Origin of the sequence: Streptomyces sp. TSRI0281 (assembly GCF_001905125.1) — a bacterium.
Classification (GTDB): Bacteria; Actinomycetota; Actinomycetes; order Streptomycetales; family Streptomycetaceae; genus Streptomyces.
The window spans coordinates 485,750-501,950 of sequence record NZ_LWLE01000033.1 but is presented as its reverse complement, the minus strand read 5'-3'; the positions used below and the strand labels follow the sequence as shown (position 1 = coordinate 501,950).

General features: G+C 70.5%; 13 protein-coding genes. All 13 read right to left on the bottom strand.

Annotated features, from left to right (window positions below; all coding sequences use genetic code 11):
- Positions 1–104: 104 nt before the first annotated feature.
- Entirely contained in the window at positions 105–824 is a 720-nt protein-coding gene (locus A6A29_RS31440; RefSeq protein ID WP_073725274.1) for a YggS family pyridoxal phosphate-dependent enzyme, read from the bottom strand.
- Between the two features lie 6 nt (positions 825–830).
- Positions 831–1,589 (bottom strand): peptidoglycan editing factor PgeF, encoded by a 759-nt coding sequence (pgeF, locus tag A6A29_RS31435; protein ID WP_198953407.1) that lies wholly within the window; start codon positions 1,587–1,589, stop codon positions 831–833.
- Complete coding sequence (gene ftsZ / locus A6A29_RS31430) at positions 1,586–2,800, bottom strand: cell division protein FtsZ (protein ID WP_073725272.1); 1,215 nt, start codon at positions 2,798–2,800, stop codon at positions 1,586–1,588. Before ftsZ ends, pgeF begins: the two co-directional genes overlap by 4 nt.
- A gap of 276 nt (positions 2,801–3,076) precedes the next feature.
- On the bottom strand, positions 3,077–3,871 hold the full coding sequence (locus tag A6A29_RS31425; protein WP_073725271.1) for a cell division protein FtsQ/DivIB: 795 nt from the start codon (positions 3,869–3,871) through the stop codon (positions 3,077–3,079).
- Between the two features lie 49 nt (positions 3,872–3,920).
- Complete coding sequence (gene murG, locus A6A29_RS31420) at positions 3,921–5,015, bottom strand: undecaprenyldiphospho-muramoylpentapeptide beta-N-acetylglucosaminyltransferase (RefSeq protein ID WP_073725270.1); 1,095 nt, start codon at positions 5,013–5,015, stop codon at positions 3,921–3,923.
- A gap of 6 nt (positions 5,016–5,021) precedes the next feature.
- A complete protein-coding gene (gene ftsW / locus A6A29_RS31415) occupies positions 5,022–6,479 on the bottom strand; it encodes a putative lipid II flippase FtsW (RefSeq protein WP_198953405.1) in 1,458 nt (485 codons plus the stop codon).
- A gap of 116 nt (positions 6,480–6,595) precedes the next feature.
- The gene (gene murD, locus A6A29_RS31410; RefSeq protein WP_198953403.1) at positions 6,596–8,038 is read right to left on the bottom strand and encodes a UDP-N-acetylmuramoyl-L-alanine--D-glutamate ligase; all 1,443 of its coding nucleotides are present in this window, start codon (positions 8,036–8,038) and stop codon (positions 6,596–6,598) included.
- Positions 8,020–9,090: a phospho-N-acetylmuramoyl-pentapeptide-transferase gene (mraY, locus tag A6A29_RS31405; RefSeq protein ID WP_073725268.1), complete on the bottom strand. Its 1,071-nt coding sequence runs from the start codon at positions 9,088–9,090 to the stop codon at positions 8,020–8,022. Before mraY ends, murD begins: the two co-directional genes overlap by 19 nt.
- A complete protein-coding gene (locus A6A29_RS31400) occupies positions 9,087–10,508 on the bottom strand; it encodes a UDP-N-acetylmuramoyl-tripeptide--D-alanyl-D-alanine ligase (protein ID WP_073725267.1) in 1,422 nt (473 codons plus the stop codon). Before A6A29_RS31400 ends, mraY begins: the two co-directional genes overlap by 4 nt.
- Positions 10,509–10,512: 4 nt before the next feature.
- Positions 10,513–12,252, bottom strand: coding sequence for a UDP-N-acetylmuramoyl-L-alanyl-D-glutamate--2,6-diaminopimelate ligase (locus tag A6A29_RS31395; protein WP_073725266.1), 1,740 nt, complete (start codon positions 12,250–12,252; stop codon positions 10,513–10,515).
- 37 nt (positions 12,253–12,289) lie between these two features.
- Positions 12,290–14,296, bottom strand: coding sequence for a peptidoglycan D,D-transpeptidase FtsI family protein (locus tag A6A29_RS31390; RefSeq protein ID WP_073725265.1), 2,007 nt, complete (start codon positions 14,294–14,296; stop codon positions 12,290–12,292).
- A 4-nt stretch (positions 14,297–14,300) separates the two neighbouring features.
- Positions 14,301–14,945, bottom strand: a complete 645-nt coding sequence (locus tag A6A29_RS31385) for an FtsB family cell division protein (RefSeq protein ID WP_073725264.1) — start codon at positions 14,943–14,945, stop codon at positions 14,301–14,303.
- 97 nt (positions 14,946–15,042) lie between these two features.
- On the bottom strand, positions 15,043–16,008 hold the full coding sequence (gene rsmH, locus A6A29_RS31380; protein ID WP_073725263.1) for a 16S rRNA (cytosine(1402)-N(4))-methyltransferase RsmH: 966 nt from the start codon (positions 16,006–16,008) through the stop codon (positions 15,043–15,045).
- Positions 16,009–16,201: the final 193 nt, after the last annotated feature.

The window sequence follows — 16,201 nt, the reverse complement described above, 5'->3', positions numbered from 1 at the left end:
GGTGGATCGGCATTCGTCACCAAGTGCCCGCGATCCACTGTGGCCTGCCCGTTCGGAGCGGGAATGACCATATTTTCTGCTGTGGTCCGACTTGCTTCGCGACGTTACCCGAGCCTGGGTCGGACTCCGAGTACCGCCGTACCGACGCGTACATGTGTCGCTCCGGCCGCTACCGCGTCCTCAAGGTCCGCACTCATCCCCGCGGAGACCATGGTGGCAGCCGGACGGTCGGAGCGCAGGCGGGATGCGAATTCCATCAGCCGGTCGAATGCGGCCCGTTGCCGCCCCGCGTACGGGCCGGCGAGCGGCGCGACCGTCATCAGACCGCCGAGCCGGAGCCCCGGCGCGGCGTCCACCGCGGCGGCCAACTCCTCGATCGCGTCCGGCGCGACACCGCCGCGCTCACCGCGTTCACCGCTGTCCGCGTCCAGGGCGACCTGGATGAGGCAGTCGAGTTCCCGCTCGCCGCGCACCGCGGCCGCGGACAGGGCTGTGACCAACTTGCTACGGTCCACCGACTGCACGACATCGGCATAACTCGCCACAGAACGAACCTTGTTCGTCTGCAATTGTCCGACAAAGTGCCATGTCAGCGACAGATCCGCACAAGCAGCGGCTTTGGGTGCCGCGTCCTGGTCGCGATTCTCCGCGACGTGACGCACACCGAGTTCATGCAAGATCCGCACATCGCTCGCGGGATAGGTCTTCGTGACCACAATGAGGGTCACTTCTTCCCTTTTACGACCGGCTGTTGCACAAGCGGAAGCAATACGCTCCTCCACCTGTGCCAGATTTTCGGCTAGTTGAGCCCTACGTTCCGTCATGCCCTATCAGTCCAACCAGACATATCCGGCGAGCCGCCCCGTGGTGCGGTCGCGGCGGTACGAGAAATGGTCGCCCGATTCCAGGGTGCAGAACGGCGAGCTGTGCCGGTCACTCACGCCGAGGGCGTCGAGCTGGGCATGCACTCCGGCGGTGACATCCACGGCCGGTGTTCCCCAACTGGTCTCGGACCAGGAGACGGGAACGGTCTCCGCGACCTCCGCCCGCATCCCCTCGGGGACTTCGTAACACCGCCCGCACACGGCCGGGCCGGTGTGCGCGGTGATACGGGAGGGTTCGGCGCCGAGGCCGATCATGGCCTCGATCGCGGCCGGTACGACTCCGGCGACCAGACCGGGCCGCCCCGCGTGCGCCGCCGCGACGACTCCGGCGACCGGGTCGGCGAGCAGAACGGGCGTGCAGTCGGCGGTGAGAACCGCGAGCGGAACCCCGCGACGGGCGGTCACCACCGCGTCCACGGCCGGGATTTCCGGGGTCTCGCCCCAGGGTCCGTCGACCACGGCCACGTCCCGCCCGTGCACCTGGTTCATCCAGACGACCTGCGCCGGGTCGAGACCGAGGTGACGGGCGGCGCGCTCGCGGTTCGCGCGCACGGCGGCGGGGTCGTCTCCGACCGCGCCGCCGAGGTTGAGCTCCTCGTACGGAGCGGCGCTCACTCCGCCCCACCTGTCGGTGAAGGCGAAGTGCGCGCGATCCGCGGAGGCCACCGCGTGAACCGCGGGTACTGCGTGACGCTGACCTATCACTTCAAGAAATCCGGTACATCCAGCTCTTCGGCCTGGGTGTCCTGGTAGGGACGGGCCGGCGGGACGTGCGGAGCGGAGACCGGCGGAAGCTGGCTCTCGCCCGATACCGGGGTGTGCTCGGCCTGGGCCGAGGACTCCTCGCGCAGCGGCAGGGATCCCAGTCCGCTGGTCTGGCGCACGGGCTCGGCGGCCCGTACCGGCGCGGCCGGCTCCTCGCGCTTGCCGGAGTTGGCCCCCAGGACGTTCTCGCGACGGGTCGGCGGCTGTCCGCCGTCGAAGCCCGCGGCGATCACGGTGACCCGTACCTCGTCGCCCAACGCGTCGTCGATGACGGCGCCGAAGATGATGTTCGCCTCGGGGTGCGCCGCCTCGCTCACCAGCTGGGCGGCCTCGTTGATCTCGAAGAGACCGAGGTCGCTGCCGCCGGAGATGGAGAGCAGGACACCACGGGCGCCGTCGATGGACGCCTCCAGGAGCGGCGAGGAGATCGCCATCTCCGCGGCGGCCACCGCGCGGTCGTCCCCGCGGGCCGAGCCGATCCCCATGAGCGCCGATCCCGCCTCGGACATGACCGACTTGACGTCGGCGAAGTCGAGGTTGATCAGGCCGGGGGTGGTGATGAGGTCGGTGATGCCCTGGACACCCGAGAGCAGTACCTGGTCGGCCGACTTGAATGCGTCGAGCACACTGACCTGGCGGTCCGAGATGGACAGCAGTCGGTCATTGGGAATGACGATGAGGGTGTCGACCTCTTCGCGGAGTTCGGCGATGCCGTCCTCCGCCTGGTTCGCGCGTCGCCGGCCCTCGAAAGTGAACGGGCGGGTGACCACACCGATCGTCAGGGCGCCGAGCGAGCGCGCGATGTTGGCGACGACGGGTGCGCCGCCGGTGCCGGTGCCGCCGCCTTCTCCGGCGGTGACGAAGACCATGTCGGCCCCCTTGAGGACCTCCTCGATCTCCTCACGGTGGTCCTCTGCCGCCTTGCGACCGACGGCCGGGTTTGCCCCGGCGCCGAGGCCACGGGTGAGTTCACGGCCGACGTCGAGCTTGACGTCGGCGTCGCTCATCAACAGGGCTTGCGCATCAGTGTTGATCGCGATGAACTCGACGCCCTTGAGACCGACCTCGATCATTCGGTTGATGGCATTGACACCACCGCCGCCGACACCGATGACCTTGATGACTGCGAGGTAGTTCTGCGGTGCTGCCACGTCGAAGGCCTCTCGCCTCGAGTTACGTGTCGCCGCTTCACGGGATTCCCGTGGCGACGACGGATGCCGATGGGGACGGTCCGAACGCCGACCCAAACCCTAACGTTCAAGTTTAGGGTTACCAGTGTGTCTGCTTCTTGGACTCTTCCGAACAGGACACTAAGTCGACAAGTGGCGCACGTTCAACGAACACGCCGAACCTCCCGTTTTTCTTTTCACCCTATGTGATCACCCGTGTCGCTGACCAACCAGGGTGCTGGCCAGGCCAAATGTGCGTCAACTCGCCGAAACCGCAGGGGCGGTGGGCGCACTGACGTCGAAGTGCCCCGCTTTGGGAGAGGCTTTCATGAGAGCGGCGAGGACTCTCGCCTTCACCGCGCCCTCTTCACCACTGCCCCAGGCCACCATCCGCCCCCGGGTCAGCTCCAAGGAGATCGAGTCGTACGAGGTGACCCGTACGACCCTGGTGTCCCTGGAAACGTTCTCCGGAAGATCGCCCGCGACCCGGACCGCTTCCCGCAACAGACGGTCACTGCCGAAGCGGCGCAGACTCGCTGACTGATCAGGTGTCAATTTCAGCAGAGGTACGCCCCGGGGCGCTTTGTCCACTGTCGCGAAGCGCACGCCTTTCGCGTCCACTTCAATGAACTTTGCGCCCTTTTTCACCAACAGGACCGGCTTTCGTTCGGTCACTTTAAGGCCGATGCCGTGCGGCCATGACCGTACGACATCCACTCTGTCGATACGAGACAACTTCTGGCGCAACCTATTCTCCATGGCACCCGTGTCCACGGAAATCAGCGGAGCCCCGATCGGCACCGCCGCCGCCCGCTCCACCTCGGCACGGGTCAGCACGCCGACGCCGGTGGTGCTCACGCGCTCCACCCGCAGCCAGGACGATCCGTAGAGCACCCAGACGACGCCCGCGGTGAGCAGCGCCGCCGCGACGGCGATCAGGATCAGAAGTGTACGGCGGCTCGGCCGGCGCCTCTCGGTGCCGATGTGCGGCGGGCGGGCCGGGGTGTCCGCCCGCTTGCCCGCACCGCGCTGGGCGGTCGTCCCTCCGGCCACGCTCGCTCCTTCACCGGACCCGGGACGCGCGCCCCGGGTCCGCACCGCCTCACGCCTGGCGGCGTGCGGCAATCGCTTCGTACACCATGCCGACGAGCAGGTCGTCGGCGTCGCGCCGGCCGAACTCGGCGGCGGCGCGCGACATCTCGTACAGCCGGTGCGGATCGGACAGCACCGGAAGGACGTTGCCCTGCACCCACTCGGGGGTGAGCGCCGCGTCGTCCACCAGCAGGCCGCCGCCCGCGTTGACCACCGGCTGGGCGTTGAGCCGCTGTTCGCCGTTGCCGATGGGCAGCGGGACGTAGGCGGCGGGAAGCCCGACGGCGGAGAGTTCGGCGACGGTCATCGCGCCCGCGCGGCAGAGCATCATGTCGGCCGCGGCGTACGCGAGGTCCATCCGGCTCACATACGGTACCGGGATATAGGGCGGCATTCCGGGCATGTTGTCGATACGCGGCAATTCATTCTTCGGGCCGACCACATGGAGGATCTGGATTCCGGAGCGCTGGAGCAGCGGCGCGACGCGCTGGACCACCTCGTTGAGGTGCCGGGCGCCCTGTGAGCCGCCGGAGACCAGCAGCGTCGGCAGGTTGGGGTCCAGGCCGAAGGCGGCACGCGCCTCGGGGCGGACCCGGGCGCGGTCCAGGGTGGCGATGGTGCGGCGCAGCGGGATGCCGATGTAGCGGGCGCCGCGCAGCTTGCTGTCCGGGGTGGAGACGGCGACCCCGTGCGCGTACCGCGAACCGATCTTGTTGGCCAGGCCCGGACGGGCGTTGGCCTCGTGGACGACGATCGGCACTCCGGCGCGTTTGGCCGCGAGGTAGCCGGGCAGGGCGACGTAGCCGCCGAAGCCGACCACGCAGTCCGCCTTGGTGCGCTCCAGGATCTGCTCGGCGGCCTTGATCGTGCCGCGCAGCCGTCCCGGGACGGTGATCAGTTCGGGGGTGGGTTTGCGCGGCAGCGGTACGGCCGGGATGAGCGCCAGTTCGTACCCCCGCTCGGGTACGAGCCTGGTCTCAAGTCCGCGTTCCGTACCGAGGGCAGTGATTCCCACGGTCGGGTCCTGCCTGCGCAGGGCGTCTGCGAGGGCAAGCGCGGGCTCGATGTGGCCGGCGGTCCCCCCACCGGCGAGTACGACATGCACCGAAATTCACCGCTCTCCGGACGGACGCTTCTTGACGCGCCGTCTCATCGTCTTCCATCTCACCCCGGGCCTCCGCATGGCCAGGGCCGCCTTCGTGGCGGGATCATCTCGCGCGAAGGCGATCATCAGCCCGACAGCGAACATGGTCGGCAGCAGAGCCGACCCTCCGTAGGAGAACAGCGGGAGCGGGACCCCGGCGATCGGCAACAGACCGAGCACCGCACCGATGTTGATCACAGCCTGCGCCGTGATCCAGGTGGTCACACCTCCCGCGGCGTACCTCACGAAGGGGTCCTCCGTGCGTCCGGCCACGCGGATACCCGCATAGCCTAGAGCCGCGAACAGGGCGAGCACCGACAGCGTCCCCGCCAACCCCAGTTCCTCACCGGTGATCGCGAAGATGAAGTCGGTGTGCGGTTCGGGCAGTTGACCCCATTTTTCCACACTCGCCCCCAGCCCGGAACCGAACCATCCGCCGGACGCCAGCGCGTAGATTCCGTGTACGGCCTGCCAGCAGGAGGCATCCGGGCCGGGATCGCTGAACGCCGTGCATTCGAGCCGGGCCATCCGGTTCGGGCTGGTCTTGATCAGCAGGAATCCGATGACCCCGGCGAAGGCGAGTACCCCCGCGAACAGCCGGGTCGGCGCACCGGCCAGCCAGAGCAGGCCGAACAGGATCGCGGTGAGAATGATCGCAGTTCCCATATCGCCGCCGAGCATGATCAGCCCGAGCAGCATGAAGGCGACCGGGACGACCGGGACGAGCATGTGCTTCCACTGCGTCAGCAGCCGCTTGTCCTGTTTGCGGGCCAGCAGATCGGCACCCCACAGGATGAGTGCGAGCTTGCCGAACTCGCTGGGCTGGAGCTGGAAGGGGCCGCCCAGATAGATCCAGTTCTGGTTGCCGTTGACCGACATCCCTATCCCCGGCACCTGGACCAGCACCATCAGGAAGACCGTGCCCATGAGCAGGGGGTAGGCGAGCGCCCGGTGGAGCTTCACGGGCATCTTCGCGGCGATCAGCATCAGTCCGGCACCGATGACCGCGGCGAGGAACTGCTTGCGGAAGAAGTAGGTGGCGGGCCGGTCGATGTCCAGCGCCTTGATCATCGATGCGGAGTAGACCATCACGAGCCCGAGCACGGTGATCAGGAGGCTGGAGCCCAGGATCAGGTAGTACGCCGTCAGGGGCCGGTCCCAGGCCCGGCGTGCCCGCTCGTACAGCCGGCGCGGACCGCCGCCGCGCGGTGTCCGGGTGCCGCCGGAGCCGCGGCCGCCGCCACGGGGCGCCGGGGGCCGCCGGGAGCCGGTGGCCAGCCGCCCGCGCAGGGCGAAGCCCCCGGGCAGCGGGGCGCCCGCGGGGGCGGGCGGGGCAAGGAGGCGCGGGGTGAGCGCCCGGCTGAGCACCCCGCCCGCACGGGCGCGGTCCGGGCCGCGCGCGGCGGAACTCTCGTCGGCCGGCATTGTCGCTGTCCCCTCCACTGCTCGTGCCCGGGGCTGGTGCCGGGCCCGGGAGCCTGCGGCGGTGCCGCGGGCGGCCCGGTGGCACCGGGACACCCGTGGCGCGGCGGCCGGGCCCGTCAGTCGCGCTCGTCGGCGAGTGCGCGGACCGCGTCCGCGAACGCCTCGCCCCGCTTGTTGTAGTTGGCGAACATGTCCATCGAGGCGCAGGCCGGTGCCAGCAGTACGGTGTCGCCCGGCCGGGCGAGCCGTGCCGCTTCCCGTACCGCCTCGGACATCGCCCCAGTGTCGGTCCGGTCGAGGTCGACCACCGGTACCTCGGGGGCGTGTCGCGTCAGGGCTTCGCGGATCAGCGCCCGGTCGGCGCCCATCAGCACGACCCCGCGCAGGTGCTTGGCGGCACCGGTCACCAGCTCGTCGAACGTGGCGCCCTTGGCGAGGCCCCCGGCGATCCAGACGACCGGGTCGTAGGCCGCGAGGGAGGCTTCGGCGGCGTGGGTGTTGGTGGCCTTGGAATCGTCGACGTACACGACGTCCCCGACGTCCGCCACATGCTCGATGCGGTGGGCGTCCGGGCGGAAGGCCCGCAGTCCGTCGCGGACCGCCGCGGGCTCGACACCGAAGGCGCGGGCCAGCGCGGCGGCCGCGAGGGCGTTGGCGATGTTGTGCGGGGCGGGCGGGTTGACGTCGCCGGCCTCCGCGAGTTCCTGGGCCTGCTTCTGCCGGTTCGCCACGAAGGCCCGGTCGACGAGGATGCCGTCGACCACACCGAGCTGCGAGGGGCCGGGGGCGCCGAGGGTGAAGCCGATGGCACGGCAGCCCTCCTCGACATCGGCCTCGCGCACCAGGTGCTCGGTGGCCGGGTCGGCGACGTTGTAGACGCAGGCGACGGTGTTGCCCTCGTAGATCCGGCCCTTGTCGGCGGTGTACGCCTCCATCGAGCCGTGCCAGTCGAGGTGGTCCGGGGCCAGGTTGAGCACGGCCGCGGAGTGGGCGCGTACCGAGGGCGCCCAGTGCAGCTGGTAGCTGGAGAGCTCGACGGCGAGTACGTCGTACGTCTCCTCGCCGAGCACCGCGTCCAGCAGCGAGACGCCGATGTTGCCGACGGCCGCGGTGCGCAGCCCTGCCGCTTCGAGGATCGAGGCGAGCATCCGTACGGTGGTGGTCTTGCCGTTGGTCCCGGTGACCGCGAGCCAGGGAGCCGGCTCCCTGCCGTTCAGCCCGCGCAGCCGCCAGGCGAGTTCGACGTCGCCCCAGATGGGGACGCCCGCCTCGGCGGCTGCCAGGAAGAGCGGCTTGTCCGGCTTCCAGCCGGGGGCGGTCACGATGAGCTCGGTGGACTCGGGCAGGGTCGCGCCGTCGCCGAGGCGCACGGTGATGCCGTGCGCCTCCAGTTCGGCCGCCTGGGTACGGCTGCGCTCGTCGTCGCCGTCGTTGACGACGGTGACGAGCGCCCCGAGGCGGTGCAGGACACGGGCCGCGGGGATACCGCTGACGCCGAGTCCGGCGACCGTGACGCGCTTGCCCTGCCAGTCCACGTTGCTCACTTCTTGGCTGCCCATCCCGCGTAGAAGAGGCCGAGGCCGACGATCACGCACATGCCCTGGATGATCCAGAAGCGGACCACGACAAGGACTTCGGACCACCCCTTGAGTTCGAAGTGGTGCTGGAGTGGCGCCATCCGGAAGACCCGCTTGCCGGTCATCTTGAACGAACCGACCTGGATGACCACGGACATGGTGATCATCACGAAGAGGCCACCGAGGATGGCCATCAGGAACTCCGTACGGGAGCAGATCGCGAGCCCGGCCAGCGCGCCGCCGAGGGCGAGCGAACCGGTGTCACCCATGAAGATCTTGGCGGGCGAGGTGTTCCACCACAGGAAGCCGAAACAGGAGCCCATGAGGGCGGAGGCCACCACGGCGAGGTCGAGCGGGTCGCGTACCTGGAAGCAGGCGCTGGGGTTGGTCAGGGTGTCCGCGTTGGCGCAGGACTCCTGGAACTGCCAGAGGCCGATGAAGGTGTAGGCACCGAAGACCATCACCGAGGCACCGGTGGCCAGGCCGTCCAGACCGTCCGTCAGGTTCACGCCGTTGGACATCGCGAGGATCATGAACAGCGCCCAGACGCAGAACATCACCGGGCCGATCGACCAGCCGAAGTCCTCGACGAACGAGAGCCGGGTGGAGGCGGGGGTGTTGCCGCTGGAGTCGGCGAACTGGAGCGAGAGCACCGCGAAGGCGACACCGACGATCAGCTGGCCCGCCAGCTTCGCCTTGGCCCGCAGGCCCAGCGAACGCTGCTTGACGATCTTGATGTAGTCGTCGAGGAAGCCGACGAGCCCCATCCCGGCCATCAGGAACAGCACGAGGACGCCGGAGAAGCGCATGTCCTCGCCCGTGATCACCTTCGCCAGGACGTACGCGATGATCGTCGCCAGGATGAAGGCGATGCCGCCCATGGTGGGCGTGCCCTTCTTGCTGCCATGCGTGCGCGGGCCGTCGTCCCGGATGAACTGCCCGTATCCCTTGCGGGCCAGGAGCTTGATCAGCAGCGGGGTACCGACCAGGGTCAGAAAGAGCCCTATGGCCCCCGCGAAGAGGATCTGCCTCATCGGCCGGCGACCTCGCCCTCGGTCGAGTTCTCCAGCAGTGCCAGGGCGACCTTCTCCAGGCCGACCGACCGGGACGCCTTCACCAGCACGACGTCTCCCGGGCGCAGTTCACTGCGCAACAGGTCGACGGCCGCCTGTGCGTCGGACACGTGCACCGACTCCTCACCCCACGAACCCTCGTTATATGCGCCCAGTTGCAGCCAGGAGGCTTCTCTTCCTCCGACAGCGACGAGCTTGCTGACGTTGAGCCGAACGGCGAGCCGTCCGACCGCGTCGTGCTCGGCGAGTGACGCCTCGCCGAGCTCGGCCATCGGACCGAGCACCGCCCAGGTGCGCCCCCCTCCGGCCTGTCGGGCCTTGCCCATGGCAGCCAGCGCACGCAGTGCGGCTCTCATGGATTCGGGGTTCGCGTTGTAGGCGTCATTGACGACCGTCACACCGTCCGGACGCTCGGTGACCTCCATGCGCCAGCGGGAGAGGGTGCCCGCTCCGGAGAGCGCCTCGGCGATCTCAGTCACGGACATGCCCAACTCATGGGCGACGGCGGCCGCGGCGAGCGCGTTCGACACGTGGTGCTCACCGTACAGGCGCAAGGTCACGTCGCTGCACCCGGAGGGTGTGTGGAGCTCGAAAGCGGGGCGGCCGTCCTCGGTCAGCCTGACCTTCTCGCCCCGTACGTCCGCATCCGGGGCTTCTCCGAAGAGGAGGACCCGGGCTTTTGTACGGGAGGCCATGGCGCGCACGAGGGGGTCGTCCGCGTTGAGCACGGCGACGCCCTCCTCGGGGAGGACCTCGACCAGTTCGCCCTTGGCCTGCGCGATCGCCTCCCGGCTGCCGAACTCGCCGATGTGGGCGGTGCCGACGTTGAGGACCAGACCGATCCTCGGCGGGGTCAGGCCGGCGAGGTAGCGGATGTGGCCGACGCCGCGGGCACCCATTTCGAGGACCAGGTGCCGGGTCTCCGCGGTGGCGCGCAGCGCGGTGAGCGGCAGACCGATCTCGTTGTTGAAGGAGCCCGGCGTCCAGACGGTGGGGGCCTTGCTCGCCAGGATCTGGGCGATCAGGTCCTTGGTGGAGGTCTTGCCCGCGGAGCCGGTGAGGGCGACGACGGCGGTGCCGAGGCGTTTCACGACGGCACGTGCGAGGGCGCCGAGCGCGGCTTCGACATCGTCCACGACGATCGCCGGAACACCGACGGGGCGGGCGGCGAGCACTGCTGCCGCGCCCGCCTCGACGGCGCGCTGCGCGTAGTCGTGGCCGTCGACCTGCTCCCCGGCGAACGCGGCGAACAGGCTGCCTTGCTCCACCTCTCGGGAGTCGATGACGACGGGGCCGCCGACGACGACTGCCTGATCCGGTATGTCGTGCGGCTGCCCGCCGACGATTTCGGCGATCTCGGCGAGGGAAAGGGTGATCACTGGGTCATCCCTGACTGTTGTTCTCGTGGTGAGGGGCGCGGTCCGTGACGCTCGGGGGTGCGTCGTCGGCGCGGGCACGCCCCAGGGACCGTTCGATGGCTGCGTGCAGGACCAGGCGGTCGTCGAAGGGGCGTACCACCCCGTGGATGTCCTGGCCCTGTTCGTGTCCCTTGCCCGCGACGAGGACGGTGTCGCCGGGCTCGGCGCGGGCGACCGCGGCGGCGATGGCCGCGGCACGGTCGGCGTCGACCAGGACGTCGCCGCGCTCGTGGACGGGCACCTCGGCGGCGCCCGAGAGCATCGCGGCGAGGATCGCGAGGGGGTCCTCGGAACGGGGGTTGTCCGAGGTCAGTACGGCCGTGTCGGCGAGGCGGGCCGCCGCGGCGCCCATCGGGCCGCGCTTGGTCGTGTCGCGGTCACCGCCGCAGCCGAGCACGATGTGCACCCGGCCCTCGGTGACCTTCTGCAGCGAGCGCAGGACCGATTCGACGGCGTCGGTCTTGTGCGCGTAGTCGACGACCGCGAGGTAGGGCTGTCCCGCGTCCACCCGCTCCAGCCGGCCCGGGACCCCGGGGACGGCCGCGATGCCGTCGGCGGCGGTCTGCGGGTCGACGCCCGCGACGGCCAGGGTGACGATCGCGGCGAGGGTGTTGGCGACGTTGAACGGGCCGGGCAGCGGGGCCTTGGCGGCGATCCGCTCGCCCTGGGGGCCGACGGCCGTGAAGGTGCTGTCCTGTGGGCCGACCTCGACGTCCTCGGCGTGCCAGTCGGCGTCCGGGTGGCCCTCGGCGGAGAAGGTGACGACGGGTACGGTCGCCTCCTCGATCAGCCTGCGGCCGTACTCGTCGTCGAAGTTCACGACCCCCCGCCGGCTGCGCCGCGGAGTGAACAGCTGCGCCTTGGCCTGGAAGTAGTCCTCCATGCCGGTGTGGAACTCCATGTGTTCCGGGCTGAGGTTGTTGAAGACGGCGACGTCGAAGACGCAGCCGTCGACCCGCCCGAGCACCAGGGCGTGGCTGGAGACCTCCATGGCGACCGCCTCGACGCCGCGTTCGCGCATGACGGCGAACAGGGCCTGGAGGTCGGTGGCTTCCGGCGTGGTGCGCTCGGACTTGATGCGCTCGTCGCCGATCCGCATCTCGACGGTGCCGATCAGCCCGGTGCTGCGTCCGGCGCCGCGCAGTCCGCCTTCGACCAGATACGCGGTGGTGGTCTTGCCGGACGTTCCGGTGATGCCGATCTGGAGCAGGCCGACGCCCGGCCGCCCGTAGATCTCGGCGGCGAGCTCGCCCATCCGGCCGCGCGGGTCCTCGGTGACCAGCACCGGAAGTCCGGTGGCGGCGGCGCGCTCGGCGCCCGCCGGGTCGGTGAGGACCGCGGTGGCACCGAGGCCGGCGGCCTGGGCGGCGAAGTCGGCGCCGTGGAAGCGGGCGCCGGGCAGGGCCGCGTACACATCGCCCGGCCGTACCGCGCGCGAGTCGTGGGTGATGCCCGTGACCTCGCCGGTTCGCGGTGCTTCGACCTGGAGCCGGGCTGCCAGCTCGCCGAGGGAAGTGGGCCGGAGCCGGTCCGGTCGGGGCGCTCCCGGATAGGTCACAGGCGCGTCCTTCTGGGTGGTTTGGGACTGATCAGCGTGGGGCACGGCGGTGAGCGTACCGGGCTGACCCGGCCTCTCGCGAAGCGAGGGACCCGGGTTGCGGTAGTTCTCGTTCCGGTTCCCGGGATCGGGGGTGATGGTTGTCACTGGGGCTTCCCTCGGGGCGTGCTCGCGCACCCCCTTGTCACTCGCCGGGCTTGAAGGACACCGGCAGCCGGGGGGGCTCGCTGCCGGACGGTGGGGTCTGGAGCGTCTTCAGCGCGAACTCCATGACCTGCTTGTAGATCGGTCCGCAGATCTGGCCGCCGAAGTAGCTGCCACTGGTCGGGTTCTGGATCGCGCAGTAGACGGTGATCTGCGGATTGTCGGCGGGCGCGAATCCCGCGAAGGAGGCCGTGTAGCCCTTGTAGACGCCGCGTACCGGGTCGACGCGGTTGGCCGTACCGGTCTTGCCCGCGACCCGGTAGCCGGGGATCTTGGCCTTGGTCCCGGTACCTTCCTCGTCGCCGACGACGGACTCCAGCATGGACGCCAGCGTCTTGGCGGTCTTCGTGCTGACCACCCGGCTCCGCCCGGGGTCCGGGGCCGCGGTGTAGCGGCCGTCGGAGCCCTTGGTGCCGCGTACGAGGCTGGGGGCGACCCGGACCCCGTCGTTCGCGATCGTGGAGTAGACCGACGCGGCCTGTACGGCGTTGAGCGAGAGCCCCTGGCCGAACGGGATCGTGTACTGCTGCGAGGTCGACCAGTCCTGCGGCTCGGCCAGGATGCCGGGCGACTCGCCGGGGTAGTCGAGCCCGGTCTTGCTGCCGAGCCCGAACTTGCGCAGGTAGGAGTGCAGGACCTTGTTGGACTCGGCCTGGGTCCTGCCGAGCTGTCCGGTGGCCAGGATGGTGCCGATGTTGCTGGACTTGGCCAGTACGCCGTTGAGCGTCAGGTACCAGGTGGGGTGGTCGATGTCGTCCTTGAAGAGCCGGTCGCCGCGGTGCAGCCGGTTGGGCACGGTGACGTGCGTGCCGGGCGTGGCGGCACCCTCCTCCAGCACTGCGGCCATGGACATGACCTTGCTGGTGGAGCCGGGTTCGTACACGTCCTGGAGGGCCGCGTTGCCCAGGGCGGCCCCGTTGACCTGCGAGAGGTCGTTCGGGTCGTAGCCGGGGGCGTTGGCCATGGCCAGCAGTTCGCCGGTCTTCGTGTTCTGCACGATGACATAGCCGCGGTCGGCCTTGGACTTCCTGACCTGGTCGGCGATGGCCCGCTGGGCGGCCCACTGGATGTCCCGGTCGATGGTCAGCTCGATGTCGGAGCCGGACACGGCCGGGATCTCCCGGGCGCCCGCGGTGGGCACCCTGCGCCCGCCGGACTGGGCGTACCTGATCGTGCCGTCCTCGCCCGCGAGCTGTTTGTTCAGCTGCGATTCGAGTCCGCCGCCGCCCTTGCCGTCGGCGCTGACGAATCCCAGTATCCCGGCGGCGAGGTCGCCGTTGGGGTAGACCCGCTTGGTGGTCGGCTCCTGGAGGACACCGGCGAGCACGTTGGCCCCCGGGCCGCCGTCGGCCTTGTCCTTGGCGGCCTTCTCCGCGAAGACGGACTTGAGGTCCTTGATCTGCTTCCAGACCTGCGGGGTCTGCCGCCGGGCCAGGACGGTGTAGCGGCTCTTGGGCGTCGACAGCTTCTTGGTCAGCTCCTCGACGTCCTTGCCGAGGATGGGCGCGAGGAGGGCCGCCGCCTGCTGCGGCGCGTCGGCGGCCTTGCTGTCCTCGGGCGTGAACATCTTGGGGTCGGCGGTGATGTCGTGCGCGTCCACGCTGGTGGCCAGGGCGATGCCCCTGCGGTCGGTGATCTCGCCGCGCTCGGCGGCCACCGTGTACTCCAGGTAGCGGTTCTCGTCGGCCTTGGCCGCGTACGCACTGGCGTCGACGGCCTGGACCTGGAGCAGCCGGGCCACGAAGACCAGCATGACGACCGTCAGGCCGAGGCCGACCAGGCGCAGCCGGGGGCGGGGACTGCCCAGACGCAGCGTGCGCCGGGCGCGGTTACGAGCGGCCTTGGTGCCCGGCCGCCTGGGAGCGGGGCGCGGGCGTCCGGCCTCGGGACGCACGGTGGACCGGGGGCGGCCGGAGCCGCCCGCTCCGTTGCTGCGCGGGCGCGTGGGGCCGGGTACGCGGCGGCGCGGCGGTTCCTTGGGCGGCACTGCGTCACCTGCCGGGGCTCGTCGTGGGCGGGGTCGCCGCGGTGCGCGGCGGCACGGTATCTGCTGCGGGGTCGGCGGGCCCGGCGGGCGCCTCGCGGGTTGTTCCGGCGGCGCCGCTCGCCCGGCCCTCGGGGGCTTCGGGGGCGGCGGGCGTGGGACCGGCGGCCTGCTCGGAGGCGTCGGGTGTGGGCGTGGCGTCCGGTGACGTGCCGTCCGAGGGGGCGGCCGGGACGGTGGGCTCGCTGGTCCCGGGCTCCGGCTCCGGGGTGGGGGACGGCTCGGCGGTGATCTCCGCGGGCACCCCGCGGACCGTACCGTCCGGGTCGAGGAAGGCGGGGCTGCCGCCGGGCACCATGCCGAGTTCCCGGGCGCGGCGCTCCAGCGCGTCGGGCTGGGAGTATCCGTCGACGTCACGCTGGAGGGCCTGCTGCTCGTCCGTGAGCTCGGTGGTCTCCTTCTTGAGCTCGCTCAGCCTGAACGATCCTTCGTTCAGTGCGGAGTTCAGCAGGAGAAGGCCGATGAGCCCGCCGCCCAGGAGCAGGACGACCAGCAGGACGAAGGGGGTGCGGGCCGCGTTGCTGGGCCCCGACGGCATCAGCCGGGCGAGCCGTCCGGCCCGCCCTTTCAACTGCGCGGCCGACTTGCTCACCGCATCACCCCTGCCGCCTCGGCCGCCACGCCGGTCACCGCCTCGGACGTCCGGCCGGTCACGGCACCGGTGGCCGCCTCCGACGCTCCGGGAGCGTTCATCGCTCCTCCTCGCGGATGCGCTGGGCACCGCGCAGCCGGGCGGGGGCGGCGCGCCGGTTCTCGGCGACCTCCTCCTCGGTGGGCAGCTCCGCGCCTCGGGTGAGCAGCTTCAGCCGGGGCTGGTAGCGCTCGGGGACGACGGGCAGCCCGGGGGGCGCCGTATTGGCGGCGCCCGCCGCGAAGACCTGCTTGACCAGCCGGTCCTCCAGCGAGTGGTAGGACAGGACGGCGATGCGGCCACCGACCGCGAGACTCCGTACGGCGGCCGGAATGGCCCGCTCCAGGACGGTGAGTTCGCCGTTGACCTCGATGCGCAGGGCCTGGAAGGTGCGCTTGGCCGGGTTTCCCCCGGTGCGCTTGGCGGCCTGCGGCAGGGAGTCGCGGATCAGCTCGACGAGCCTGGCGCTGTTGCTGAACGGCTCCTTCTCGCGCTCGCGCACAACGGCGGAGACGATCCGCTTGGCCTGCTTCTCCTCGCCGTACGCGCGCAGGATCCGGACGAGTTCGCCCGGCGGGTAGGTGTTGAGCACCTCGGCGGCGCCGATGCCGGTCGTCTGGTCCATGCGCATGTCGAGCGGGGCGTCCTGGGCGTACGCGAACCCGCGGTCGGCCTCGTCCAACTGCATGGAGGAGACGCCGAGGTCGAACAGGATGCCCTGGACCTTGGGGATGCCCAGCCGGGCGAGCACCTCGGGAAGCTCGTCGTAGACGGCGTGCACCAGAGTGGCCCGGTCGCCGTACGGGGCGAGCCGTTCGCCCGAGAGCCGCAGCGCTTCCTTGTCCCGGTCCAGGGCGATCAGCCGGGCGGTGGGGAAGGCCGAGAGCAGGGCCTCGCTGTGGCCACCGAGGCCGAGGGTGCAGTCGACGACCACCGGCGCCCCGGTGCTCGGGGCTTCCAGAGCCGGGGCCAACAGGTCCAGACACCGCTGGAGCATCACCGGGACATGTCGGGTCTGGCTCAAAGCGCCCTCTCAGGCTCAGTCCCGTGCGGCAGCGCGTGCGTCCTGGTCCCCGCCCGCCCTGAAGGGGAGGTCCGCCGGCGCCGGGGAAGGGGCGTCGGCCGACCGAGAGCGGGAGAGGGCCGGGCCGCACGTAACACCGCACAGCACGGGGGAAAACGGAACGTACGACATCTATATCTATGGAATGCGCGAT

Excerpts from the sequence above, each read along its gene's own strand:
- A6A29_RS31440 (WP_073725274.1), bottom strand. The coding sequence starts at position 824 with ATGACGGAACGTAGGGCTCAACTAGCCGAAAATCTGGCACAGGTGGAG.
- ftsW (WP_198953405.1), bottom strand. The coding sequence starts at position 6,479 with ATGCCGGCCGACGAGAGTTCCGCCGCGCGCGGCCCGGACCGCGCCCGT.
- murD (WP_198953403.1), bottom strand. The coding sequence starts at position 8,038 with ATGGGCAGCCAAGAAGTGAGCAACGTGGACTGGCAGGGCAAGCGCGTC.
- mraY (WP_073725268.1), bottom strand. The coding sequence starts at position 9,090 with ATGAGGCAGATCCTCTTCGCGGGGGCCATAGGGCTCTTTCTGACCCTG.